The organism is Chloroflexota bacterium (assembly GCA_016887485.1).
GTDB lineage: Bacteria > Chloroflexota > Anaerolineae > Anaerolineales > Anaerolineaceae > Brevifilum.
In genome coordinates, this window is record CP069395.1 from 31,261 (window position 1) to 42,872 (window position 11,612).

The 11,612-nt window shown below is 48.6% G+C and carries 12 protein-coding genes; 2 read left to right on the forward strand and 10 right to left on the reverse strand.

Translation table 11 applies throughout. The annotated features are described in order from the left end of the window. Window positions 1–151 precede the first annotated feature (151 nt). From rpiB to JR338_12520, 4 genes are read right to left on the reverse strand one after another with little or no spacing between them, the layout of a single operon-like run. A complete protein-coding gene (rpiB, locus tag JR338_12505; protein QRN84551.1) occupies window positions 152–625 on the reverse strand; it encodes a ribose 5-phosphate isomerase B in 474 nt (157 codons plus the stop codon). Continuing rightward, on the reverse strand, window positions 622–1,560 hold the full coding sequence (gene alsK, locus JR338_12510; GenBank protein ID QRN84593.1) for an allose kinase: 939 nt from the start codon (window positions 1,558–1,560) through the stop codon (window positions 622–624). The genes rpiB and alsK overlap by 4 nt, the downstream gene beginning before the upstream one ends. Next, entirely contained in the window at window positions 1,530–2,219 is a 690-nt protein-coding gene (locus JR338_12515) for a ribulose-phosphate 3-epimerase (protein ID QRN84552.1), read from the reverse strand. Before JR338_12515 ends, alsK begins: the two co-directional genes overlap by 31 nt. Before the next feature lie 53 nt (window positions 2,220–2,272). Beyond that, entirely contained in the window at window positions 2,273–3,283 is a 1,011-nt protein-coding gene (locus JR338_12520) for a LacI family DNA-binding transcriptional regulator (GenBank protein ID QRN84553.1), read from the reverse strand. A gap of 186 nt (window positions 3,284–3,469) precedes the next feature. On the opposite strand from JR338_12520, the gene JR338_12525 reads away from it, so the two are divergent. Continuing rightward, entirely contained in the window at window positions 3,470–4,435 is a 966-nt protein-coding gene (locus JR338_12525; GenBank protein ID QRN84554.1) for an ROK family protein, read from the forward strand. Between the two features lie 80 nt (window positions 4,436–4,515). Here JR338_12525 and JR338_12530 read toward each other — a convergent pair whose 3' ends face one another. Beyond that, window positions 4,516–5,199, reverse strand: a complete 684-nt coding sequence (locus JR338_12530) for a ribulose-phosphate 3-epimerase (protein ID QRN84555.1) — start codon at window positions 5,197–5,199, stop codon at window positions 4,516–4,518. A gap of 394 nt (window positions 5,200–5,593) precedes the next feature. Here JR338_12530 and JR338_12535 point away from each other — a divergent pair, with 394 nt between their 5' ends. Next, complete coding sequence (locus JR338_12535; protein ID QRN84556.1) at window positions 5,594–6,742, forward strand: sulfotransferase; 1,149 nt, start codon at window positions 5,594–5,596, stop codon at window positions 6,740–6,742. 86 nt (window positions 6,743–6,828) lie between these two features. Here the strand turns inward: JR338_12535 and JR338_12540 are convergent, their stop codons facing one another. The 5 genes from JR338_12540 to JR338_12560 all read right to left on the reverse strand — a co-directional run bounded on the left by JR338_12540 (window position 6,829) and on the right by JR338_12560 (window position 11,526). Further along, window positions 6,829–7,305 (reverse strand): flavodoxin family protein, encoded by a 477-nt coding sequence (locus tag JR338_12540; GenBank protein ID QRN84557.1) that lies wholly within the window; start codon window positions 7,303–7,305, stop codon window positions 6,829–6,831. 81 nt (window positions 7,306–7,386) lie between these two features. Then, window positions 7,387–8,451 (reverse strand): branched-chain amino acid ABC transporter permease, encoded by a 1,065-nt coding sequence (locus tag JR338_12545; GenBank protein ID QRN84558.1) that lies wholly within the window; start codon window positions 8,449–8,451, stop codon window positions 7,387–7,389. Between the two features lie 2 nt (window positions 8,452–8,453). Then, window positions 8,454–10,001 (reverse strand): hypothetical protein, encoded by a 1,548-nt coding sequence (locus JR338_12550; protein ID QRN84559.1) that lies wholly within the window; start codon window positions 9,999–10,001, stop codon window positions 8,454–8,456. Between the two features lie 8 nt (window positions 10,002–10,009). Next, window positions 10,010–10,714, reverse strand: coding sequence for an ABC transporter ATP-binding protein (locus tag JR338_12555; GenBank protein ID QRN84560.1), 705 nt, complete (start codon window positions 10,712–10,714; stop codon window positions 10,010–10,012). 41 nt (window positions 10,715–10,755) lie between these two features. Then, window positions 10,756–11,526, reverse strand: a complete 771-nt coding sequence (locus JR338_12560) for an ABC transporter ATP-binding protein (protein QRN84561.1) — start codon at window positions 11,524–11,526, stop codon at window positions 10,756–10,758. Window positions 11,527–11,612 lie beyond the last annotated feature (86 nt).

The window sequence follows — 11,612 nt, forward strand, 5'->3', positions numbered from 1 at the left end:
CTTTTGAGACTTTCAACCATCTCCCTTCCGGGTAATGGTTTACTCATTGGACAGACGTGTTCCATTTGACTGTAAGTGAAATCGCCCTTTTTTGGGCCCTTTTTCCTCGAATATGTATAGTGCCTCCTTCTCTTCTTTCCTGGTCAAGTGATTACTCTCCCACCATATCAGCATCAAGAACAAGGGTTCTGTCCTTGTCAATCATCATAATTTGTTCAACTCGCTTGGCGTGCCGCCCACCTTCAAATTCACCATCTAGCCAGGTCCTCACGATCATCTTGGCCAACTCTGTGCCCACCACCCTGCTGCCCATTGCCAGCATATTGGTGTCATTATGCTGCCTGGAAAGAAGGGCTGAATAAGGTTCACTGCAGACAACGCACCGGATGCCTTCAACTTTGTTTGCGGCAAGCGAGATCCCAATACCGGACCCGCAGCAGATAATCCCTTTTTCACATTCACCACTGGCCACGGCCACCGCTGCTTTATAGCCAAATTCAGGATAATTACATCGTTCTTCGCTGTAGGTGCCATAATCCTTAAAAACGATGCCCATCTCATCCAGAAGTTGAGCGATGGCCTTTTTTAAAGGAAGCCCTGCGTGATCACTGCCCAGAGCTATCATTTTCCTGCTCCTTCCAGCTGCTTGCGAGCGAACAGCCCCGCACCAATCACACCATTATAGGGATTGGAAAAATCGGAACGGATGATATTCAACGAATCACCGGGTAAGGGTTTACGGGTGAATTGATGGATATAATCAATCAGTAAGTCATAGGGGAAGTCTGTCATCCCAATCACGCCACCGCCCAGGATGATGTAGTCCGGGTTGAGAATATTGATCTCGGTGACGATGATCTTCGCCATGCTTTCGATGAAGTAACGGATCTCTTCGGTCTGGCCCTGCACAGTGAAAATCTTGGCAATGGGGGTTTCTGAGAAGCGTTCTCGTTGAAGCCTTTCCAAGCCTAGGCCAGCGACATACAGCTCAGAGCATCCTTCCAACCCGCAGCCGCACTTATCGTGCCGGTCGAGGATCGGAATATGACCAAGTTCTCCAGCCACACCATCCTTGCCAACGATGACCTTGCCATCAATGAGGATGATATTGCCCAGGCCAGTACCGATGTAGTAGCCGATCAAAATGCCATCGGAGATATCATGCCGGTCCAGATCATAGTGCATGAGCATACAGGTGTCTTTTTCGATCAGGACTGGAACCTGGAGTTTTTCTTCAAACTGGTCAATAATATCCAGGTTATCAAACCCTTCGATATTGGGGGTTGAAAGCACTACCGTCCGATCCCGGTTGATCGTGGATGGGAAACCCATCGCAATGGCGTCAACATCATAAGGTAAGTTTTTCTTATATTGATAAATGACATCCAGAAGGCGGTCGGCGGCGTCTGCACCGGCAATCTGCTTTGTGGAGAAAATTTCAGCGTTCTCCAAAGTGGAATCAGGCGTGACTACACCAAGACGGACATTGGTGCCGCCAATATCAATACCCAGGAAATTATCAGACCGCTTTATAATGCCACCCCCGTCGCCTCGGTGAATTCTGCTTTCATCAACTTACAACCTTCTTCCAATTCGATACCTGGTTTGAATAAACCGCTGGTCCCTACAACAAAAGCCCGTGCCCCAGCTTCATAAAGCGGTTGATAGTTTTTCTTCCCGATTGCGCCATCCACCTGGATGACATAGTGATAATCACGGTCAAGGCAAAGGTCCCTGGCCTCAGCGATCTTCTCGAACATTCTGGGGATGAATTTCTGACCGGCATAGCCAACCTCAACCGTCATGATGGTGAGGATATCAATCTGATCCAAATACCAATCCGCCATCGAAAGCGGAGTCGCCGGGCATAGTACGATCCCAACCTTGATGCCAAGGTCTTTAATCCTGCGGATGATCCGGTAGGATTCCCTCTGAATGGTCTCCGCATGAAGGGAGATTGTCTCAACGCCAGCCTCAGCCAGGGCATCAATATAATCGTTTGGCGAGGTCACCATCAGATGCGCCTCAACAGGAATAGTCGCCACACTCTTGATGGCTTTGACAATATCAACGGAGAGGGTGATATTCTTGGCAAAATGCCCATCCATGATGTCGGCATGCAGCATATCACAATGCCGGTTGAGGATCTCGATTTGTTTTCCAACCTCAAGAAAATCGAGACACATCAGCGAAGGTGAGAAAAGGGGTTTGCTATCCATAACTTTATCCATTAATGACAATTCTTTCGTTATACAGGCTGAAGCAGAAAAAATCAGAGTTGGGTTGAGCCTCTGACGACGACATTGATTGGAAACTTTATATAAGACTTCTCTACCGGGTTTCCATCCATCATTGAAACAAGGTTTTTGACGGCCAACTCAGCGATCATATCCACGGACTGGTGAATGGTCGTCAGTTGCGGAATACTTCTGGTGCAGGCGGCAATATCATCAAAACCAATGATCTTGAGGTCCTCAGGAACGTTGACATTTCTCTTTAGACAATATTGCAGTGCGCCAAGGGCCAGAATATCGGCTGTGTAAAAAATACCATCCACATCGGGATGTTCTCTCAGCAGCTCATCTGTGACTTCAAAACCGTCTTCATAGGTCACGGCCTTGGTGCAATAGATCAGGCTTTCATCAACCGAGATCCCAGATTCCCGTAAGCCTCGTTTATAGCCTTCACACCGGTTATGGTGGGAGGAAATCTGTCCCTCAAGACAGACGAGTGCGATCCGCCGGCAACCCTGGTCAACCAGATGCCTTACCGCCTGGCGCCCCCCTTCCGTGTTTTCACTCTCGATGAAGACATTCTCTTCCTGAGAGCTGATGCATAAAGGTTCCCGGTCAATGTAGATTGTTGGGACGATCAGGGTGTGATTAGTGTCAATCGATTCATGCGTAATATAGATCAAGCCGCTCACCAGCATGGACTTCAACATGGAGAGATGGGCTCGTTCAATATCACCGGATTCATTGGTGTTGCAAATGATGGCCATATAATCTTCGTTGAGCAGCCGGTTTTGCATTTCAAGCGCCATCTTGGCAAAGAATTCATTGGTAACGTCCGGGACGATGATACCTACAACCTTCCCCCTATTTTTCCGCAGGCCCCTCGCCATCTGGTTCGGTCGATAATTGTATTTAGCGATAATTTCGTTAACGCGTTTTTCGGTTTCTTTTGAGAACCGTCCATTTTGGTTAATAACCCGAGAAACCGTTGCGATGGACACACCGGCCATGTGGGCTATTTCTTCTAAAGTAATTTTCTTCGTTGGCATCCTTGAAACCTTGGTTAACGTTGGGTAAAGGTTTACCCATATGATATATACACTTTAGAGATTTGTCAATATAATAGAGCCTAGTTTTAACAATGGATTAAGCATATTTTAAGGTTTCATGAGGTTTATCCATTATCATAGTATGACTTTTGTTATTATTCATTGCACAACGGGAGAGAATTCATCTTGATCACAATAGGCATTGATATCGGTGGGACGAAAATTGCTGCAGGTTATCTGGATAGCGAAAGAAAACTGAAGGGCTTTACAAAGGTCAATACAGCGGATGTCTTCGCTGCTGCGGATGATGCTGCAGACGCACTGCAGCTATTTATTAGCGAATACATTCAAGACCTTGGCTTTAATCGGGAATCAATCAAAGGTGTGGGCATCGGTGTCCCCTCCGTTCTGGATAGTCACACCCAGAAAGTCGTTTCAACCCCCTACATCCCCCTGCTCAACAATTACCCACTAAGCGTGCTTCTGGCTCCAAAAATCGGTGTGCCGATTTTTGTTGAAAATGATGTCAACCTGATCGCTATTGGTGAACACCTCTACGGGCGCGGCAAGGACCTGACCGATCTGGCCTGCGTTTTTGTGGGCACGGGGCTGGGCTGTGGCCTGATCTTGAATAACCAGCTCTATACCGGCGCGGATGGCGCCGCAGCCGAGTTTGGCCACTTAGTCCACAACGCTGAAGGCCGCATTTGTGGCTGTGGCGCGACGGACTGTTTCGAAACCTACTGCTCCGGATTTGCGCTGACCTATGAGGCCAAAAGGATCTTCCCCCAATCGGAGATAGACCTTTTTTATGCAACCGGCAGTAAGGGTGAATATTCCCTGGCGGAATATCTGATCAACAAAGCACGGAATGGTCATCTGCAAGCCAAAGCGGCAATCGAGAAGTCGTTCAATATTCTTGGCATCGCGATCACCGATCTGGTCAATCTGCTCAACCCCCAACTGGTTATCCTGGGCGGGGGGATCCTTGCGGGCTGGCCGGAAGCGCTGGATATCGTTAAAGAGATCGTTTATTCCCGGGCGCGAGCCGTCACAAGGAACCGTCTCGAAATTGACCGACCCATACTCAACGAAAAAGCCGGCTTATATGGCGCCGCAAGCCTGGTCAATTTAAAACTGGGAAATAATTAATTCGGAGTTCCATTATTTGGTATTTAAAAACCCACTGAGTCCGAGCTTCAGTGGGTTTTTATTATCATCAAAAGTGCTGATTAGGCACCTACTATTTTATTGACCTTTTCGCGGACCATTTGCACCGCCTTGCCAAGGTCATCATCCAGATTGAACAACCCGGAAGTGCCCACGACCAATACATTGGCGCCCGCCTGAATCACGCTCTCGAAGGTCTTGTCATTGATCTGACCGTCCACCTGAATATCGACATCAAGGTTGCGCGCCTCAATCATCTCCCGCAGCTTGCGAATCTTATCAAGCATCGGCATAAGGAAGCTCTGTCCGGCAAAACCAACATCCACAGTCATCACAGTCACCATTTGGAGGTCATCGAGCAGATATTCCAGATCGATCAGCGGGGTCTTGGGGGAGATCACCACACCGGCTTTTCGGCCTGCTTTATGGATTGTCTGCACCGCACGGAAGATGTGCGGGGTCGATTCAAATTGCAGGCTGATAATGTCCGAGCCGGTTGCCGCAATTTCGGGGATGAACCCGGCCGGGTCCGCAATGCACATATGAACATCAAAAGGTTTCTTGGTGAAAGGTCGGCAGGCGGTGATCAAATCGGGGGTGAGGCAGAAATTATGGACAAAAACGCCATCCATAACATCCCAGTGAAAGAGGTCCACGCCCGCTTCATCCAACAGCTTCACCTGATTACCCAACTGGCTAAGATCTGCACAAACAACTGAGGGACTGATTTTGATTTCGTTCATCATTACCATCATTTCTTTCTCGTTTCCAAAAAACCTGGTCATGCCGTAAGCTTATTCAGATTTTTGGGTCGGTGGAATATAACTTTATGTGAATAATTACCAATTTCTACCATTATATTGACTTGTTCAGCAAAAATCAGTTGGGATTATAACCTAAAAAACTGGGATTTTTGGCATTAATCCCAGTCAGAAACGAAAATTAGGGCTCCCCTCCTCTTTTTTTCCCAATTTTCCTTGGCGAAACTTTTTACAAGAAATTTACTTAATCAGAATGACAGGTATATGCAGACAGGTATAATACTTCTGGCTTAGGTAAACTTTTGTCACCAAGGCAACGAACATAAGCAGACTCAACCGTTGCCATATCACTCGTAGTCGTAACGATGGACCACTTCCGATGATTCCAAACATCAAACTTTTTTTCAAGACCATTTATATCAGTTTTTTCAAATCTGAAGGAACCCCAGGCAGGCTTTCTCCTAAACGTTTCTTCGTACTCCTTTTCATCTTCATCATCTATCCCCTCTGGCATTATAGTTTCCGCCTGGCCTACAGCCTTGATAATCTCTTTTTCCCCCATCTGAAAGAACAGGATATCAAACAGCCGATTTTCATTATCGGCAATTTCCGTTCTGGAACCACACTCCTGCATCGGCTGCTGGTTAAAGACGAACAAACAACCGGGATGCAAACCTGGGAGATCTATTTAGCACCCTCGGTGATCCAGCGCAAAATGATCCACTGGCTAATGAAAATCAACCGTCTGGTCGGCAATCCCATCGATCATGTCTTGAAAGCTTTTGATAAAGCCCTGCAGGAATACTCCTATATGCACCCAACCGGTCTCCAGGAAATTGAAGAGGACAGCCACGTCCTGCTGCATATCTGGTCCACTTATGACCTGTTCGCCTTCTTCCCCTTCCCCGAGCTGATCCGCAACTATATCTATTACGATGATGCTGTCCCCGAGGGACAGAAGAAAATTGATATGACCTACTATCGTGAGGTCCTCAAGCGGCACATCTATACGAATCCCGGGAAAAGGTACGTCTCAAAAAGCCCCAGTTTTTCCGCCAAAGTTCGCACGCTGCATGAACAGTTTCCGGATGCCAAGTTCATCAACCTGATGCGCTCCCCCAAGAGTGTTATCCCCTCCTCAGTCAGCATGTTTTCCAATCACTGGCGCACCTATGGCGACCCTGCAGAAGAATATCCTAAGCCAGCCTCAAAGGTGATCATGGAACAGGCCCGGCATTGGTACATTTACCCTCACCGCTACCTCAAGAACCTGCCCGACAGCCAATATATCCTGGTTCAATATGACGATTTGGTTAACGATCCGGAAAGCACCATAGAGCAGATCTACACTCAGTTCGGTATAGAAATGACACCCAAATTCCACCAAATCCTGCACACCGAATCGGAAAAGTCAAAACAATACAAAAGCCACCACCAGTATTCACTGGGTGACATGGGGCTTTCGGATCAGGGCATTGAAAAACAGGTCCGTCTCCCCGCCCTAAAGCAACATATCCCCCTTAAATAAGAATCAAGAAATATTGAAAAACAATTAGAGTTTCTTACAGCCCGACTAAAAAACCAAATCCAAGAAAATGGCTATGCGAATTTATATTAATTTTCCGCTGTCAGCAAGGTCTTGATGTCCTCAACCGCCCCGAGGATTCGTTTCTTTCGCCTCAGACTAAGCCAGGTAACATCCGCACTACCGAGTATCTTTCCGCCTCTTTCCCAACACAGGCCTTTCATAACCTCAATGGTTTGTGCTGCCCCCCACTTGCGGGGGAAGAAATGAGTCAATAAATAGGCCACTTGTTTCCCTTCCAGTGTCGGGATTTTTTCCAGAAAAGCCAGCATGGGTGCCGACATCCGGCCACCGTGAACCGGTGTTCCCAGGATTAGGACATCAAAACCCGACACATCAGGTTGGACTTTGAGAGGCACTGTGATGGCACTTAATTGAAGCGGGCTCTCGGGTTCCAGAACAATCTTGGAAACCTCCGCTCCTGACTCGTTCAAATCCGTTACAAGCTGGTCAACGACCAGCGCGGTGTGGCCGGAATAAGAATAGTAGATTACGCCAATTTTCATAACATTCCCTTCCCAATTAACAACTCCCTTTGATTGACAAATGTAGTTCAAAGGGAGTTCTATCTACCGAATCACTTAATATTAACCCGCATCCGCCTTGGGTGGGAAGAAGAGCTTCACCAAACGCTCCCTCCCCGCTTTAATATCATTCTTCTTTAGCTGCCAGGTGCCAACGATCCCATAGGGGATGAACATCACGAAGACAACATAAATTGCACCCGTGATAAAGCTTGCACTCTCACCAATGAACCGCCGCAGAGAGAAGTCCAGCAGGCGGAGCACAAAAGCGCCCACGACAGCACCGCTGAGCGTCCCCACCCCACCCAACAACACCATCAACAGCCCCACCACAGTGAAGCTTAGATCAGCCACACTCGGGCTGATGATGGGCTGATAAAGGGCATGGAGTACACCTGCCATTGATGCCGTAAGGGACGAAATGATCATCACAACAAACTTGAAAGTTGATGTATTGAAACCCAGCATTTTTGCGCGGGCTTCATTCTCACGAATGGCAACGCAGACCCGCCCAGTTGGCGAATCGACAAAGCGCCGGTAGAAGAGATAGATGGCCACCAACAGTACCGCTGCAATTGCATAGAATCGCAGCCGCTCCGTTGCCGGGTTCATGAATGCCGGTACAATGACACCTTGCAAGCCCACATCCGCCCCCGTCCATTTGACCATATCACTCGACATGACGATGATGTGGAACATGGATGCCAGGCCCAGGCTGACCAAAGTAAATGTGACGCCTTTGACCCGGGATAGAACCACGCTGAACAGTAACGCTTGGATGATCGCCGCTAAGATGACAAACAAGATTACAGCCCAGAATGGCAGTGCAGTCAATTTCAGGGTGATGCCTGTGATATAGGCAGCAACCGCAAAGAACATCGAATGGCCAAAAGAGAGCAGGCCGGTTACGCCAAAGAGCAAATCATAACTGAGGGCGAACAAACCGTAGATGAAGATCTCAATTCCCAGCCCTTCGATAAACTTGGAGATGCTGCCTTCATTGGACCAAACCATCCCCAGCGAGGAACCTTCAAAAAGGCCAACAATAAACGGCAGCGCTAACATAACCAAAAGGAATATCAGGGCGGAACCGTGTCTGCGAATAAATGAAGCCTTGGTGTTTTTCATAACTATTCCTTCTTCCCTAACAAACCACCGGGCAGGATCAACAGAACGATCACCATTAGCAGGACCGTAGATGCCGGGATGATGGGAGGTGACGGTTTGAAGAGGATGTCTGTGAATGGGATGGGAATCCCGATTTGTCCATACTTAATCAGGAACTGCTGGATCAGACCCACCAGCAAGGACCCGAGGGCCGCGCCTGGGTAACTGGTTAGGCCGCCGATCGCCAGCGCAATCAACGCGCTCAACAGTAACCGCTCTCCCATTGCGGTGGAAAGGCCCACCGATGGCGCCGATAGCACGCCGCCGAATGCTGCCAACCCCACACCCAGTGAAAAGACCATCGTGAACACCCGGCGCACATTAATGCCCAGCGCTTCCACCATTTCACGATCCTGAACGCCTGCCCGGATGATCATGCCAATCCGGGTGCGTTTCAATAGGATCCAAACCCCAATCAGCACTAAAATGCCGATAATTGGGATGAATATTTCATCATAGACCCGCACCCGACCACCGAGTATCAACACCGTCGAACAGTGGTTCTCCAGCCAGCCGGATAAACTGGTGGCAGGGCAGCCATCCCCAGTGCCGCGGAATAAGGCGGGCTTGGGGAATACAAATTCCGGCCGTCCCCAAATCGCCTGGACGATCTCGATACCAATCGTTCCAAGACCAATGGTAAGCATCAATTGGTAGATCGGGCGGTTATAAAGAGGCCGGATCAGCGTACTTTCCAACAGGGCTCCCAAACCAAAACCGCATAACACAGCCACGATGATGGATATCACGAAAAGCAGGTTGGTGTTGAGCCCTACAAGCCAACTGGAAAGAGGTGCGTTGAAAACCAAAGCCAACACACCAATCAGGGCGAGCACGCCAGATGCGATGAAGCTCTTCCATGAGAGGTTGGCATAGACATTTTCCCGCTTTTGAAGCAGCGAAAGCCCAAAAGCAATCATTGAACTTGAAAACAGCAATCCAATCAGCAGTAGAACTGGTGAAACAGCCTCAAAAACAGCCTCAACCGTTGCCACTCGCATGCCCTGATCAGCCATAAATGCAAATGTGATCGGACTTTGAGCGTAATTATCGAGGTTCCAAATTGCAAAAGGATACTTCGAAAAGGCCAAAACTAATAATCCACCACCGACAACGATCAGACCCCAGGCGAGCAGCCTGGTCCCTTTCTGCGCGAGCTTGATCTGCTTTGCCAGGAAGGCCCAGAGGGACTTTAAGGAAAATCCCGCCAGCACGATTAAAATTGGCGTGACCAGGTCAACGAAGGTGTCTGGGCGCACATACACTACCCAACCGATATAAGCCCCGATCATATACAAGGTCCCTTGGGCGAGGTTCAACACGTCCAGCAGGCCAAAGATCAGTGAAAAACCGGCGGCGACCAGGAACGTGACCGAGCCTGTTGAAAGGCTGCGCAGGGAGGTGATAACAAAATCCTGCGGGTCCATGCCACGAGCTGCCAGGAAGAGCAGCAGTCCTATGAAAAACAGGATGGTGATAGTCTTGTAGTTTTTCTTAATAAAAGTATTCATAGTATGTCCTATGCTGCCCCCAGATACCGTTGGATCATCGCTTTGTCCTGTTCCAGGTCTTTCATCCGGCCGGATTCAACAGACTGACCTTCTTCAATAATCACGAAGTATTCAGCCAATTTACTGGCGACCAGGAAGTTTTGTTCAACCAGCAGAACCGTGCTGTCCTTGGAAAGCTTCTGGATAACATCAATCATGTGCTCAATGATCACTGGGGCCAGGCCCTCACTTGGTTCATCAATCAGCAATAATTGGTTATCCGCCACCAAAGCCCGGGCGATTGCCAGCATCTGCTGCTGACCGCCGGAAAGACTGGTGCCCCTGATGGAGAGGAAGTTTTCCAAATCCGGGAAGGTTTCAAAAAGGAATTCCTTCTTCCGGTCATAATCCCCTTTTTCCCGCTCAGCTATCTTGAGGTTCTCCTCTACGGTGAGATTACTGAAAATAGCCCGGTGCTCTGGGACAAAACCTATTCCCAATGAGGCAATGTCATAAGGCGGCATCCCGTTCACTTCACGGCCGTTGAAAGCCACCTGGCCTCCACGGACGGAGGTCAACCCCAGGATGGATTTTAATGTGGTTGTCTTCCCTGCCCCGTTACGACCCAATAAAACGGTGATTGAACCTCTGGGTACGACAAAATCAACACCCTGGAGAATGTGATACTGTTTGATATAAGCTTGCAGGTTTCGGACTTCTAATATATTTTCCATAAGAACCTCAGATAACGGTCAACGATGGGGATGCGACTTGGCTAAAGGTCAAGGTCATATAAGCCTCCAAGATAAGCCGTCTGTACTTCTTTGTTGGCGGCAATCTCTGCTGGGGTGCCTTCCGCCAGGACCTGGCCCAGGTGCATCACGGTGATCATGTCGGAGATGCTCATAACCACGTTCATGTTATGTTCAACAAGAACGACCGTTTTCTCGCCCGCAAGTTGAATCTCCTGGATCAGAGCGATCAATTCTGGCACCTGTTCAGCTGCCATACCGGCCGTGGGCTCATCCAGCAGGAGGACCTCCGGGTCCGGCGCCAAGATCATCCCCAGCTCAAGTTTACGTTGATCGCCATGAGGGAGCGTACGAGCCAATAGCATCGCCTGACTTTGCAGACCCATCCTTTGGATCACTTCCTGCGTCCGCCGTTCACAATCTGCTAATTTGGTCACGTCCTCAACAATTCTGAAGTTTCCCGGCTCCATCGCTTGAGATGCCAGGCGGATATTCTCATAAACCGTCAGGTTGGGGAAAATATTCGTGATTTGGAAGGAACGCCCAATGCCGAGATGGATCATCCTGTGGACAGGCTGTTGTGTCAGGTCCAAGCCTTTATAAAAAACCTTGCCTGCTGTCGGTTTCAAAGTTCCGCTCAGGAGGTTGAATAGCGTGGTTTTTCCAGCCCCGTTGGGACCGATGATGGCATGGAGACTATTCTTCTTGATCTTAATGCTGACATCATTTACGGCAGCCAGTGAGCCAAAATTCTTACTCAAATGCTGGGTTTCAATTGCAAATTCATCTGCCATGTTATTGTCTCGCCTTTTATTGGTGATAAAAAAGGATAATTACTAATATAATAATGTAATTTTGTCCCTAAGGGCCAAAAACCCTT

Excerpts from the sequence above, each read along its gene's own strand:
- JR338_12560 (QRN84561.1), bottom strand. The coding sequence starts at position 11,526 with ATGGCAGATGAATTTGCAATTGAAACCCAGCATTTGAGTAAGAATTTT.
- rpiB (QRN84551.1), bottom strand. The coding sequence starts at position 625 with ATGATAGCTCTGGGCAGTGATCACGCAGGGCTTCCTTTAAAAAAGGCC.
- JR338_12530 (QRN84555.1), bottom strand. The coding sequence starts at position 5,199 with ATGATGAACGAAATCAAAATCAGTCCCTCAGTTGTTTGTGCAGATCTT.
- JR338_12555 (QRN84560.1), bottom strand. The coding sequence starts at position 10,714 with ATGGAAAATATATTAGAAGTCCGAAACCTGCAAGCTTATATCAAACAG.
- JR338_12535 (QRN84556.1), top strand. The coding sequence starts at position 5,594 with ATGATTCCAAACATCAAACTTTTTTTCAAGACCATTTATATCAGTTTT.
- JR338_12515 (QRN84552.1), bottom strand. The coding sequence starts at position 2,219 with ATGGATAGCAAACCCCTTTTCTCACCTTCGCTGATGTGTCTCGATTTT.
- JR338_12520 (QRN84553.1), bottom strand. The coding sequence starts at position 3,283 with ATGCCAACGAAGAAAATTACTTTAGAAGAAATAGCCCACATGGCCGGT.
- JR338_12550 (QRN84559.1), bottom strand. The coding sequence starts at position 10,001 with ATGAATACTTTTATTAAGAAAAACTACAAGACTATCACCATCCTGTTT.
- JR338_12540 (QRN84557.1), bottom strand. The coding sequence starts at position 7,305 with ATGAAAATTGGCGTAATCTACTATTCTTATTCCGGCCACACCGCGCTG.
- JR338_12545 (QRN84558.1), bottom strand. The coding sequence starts at position 8,451 with ATGAAAAACACCAAGGCTTCATTTATTCGCAGACACGGTTCCGCCCTG.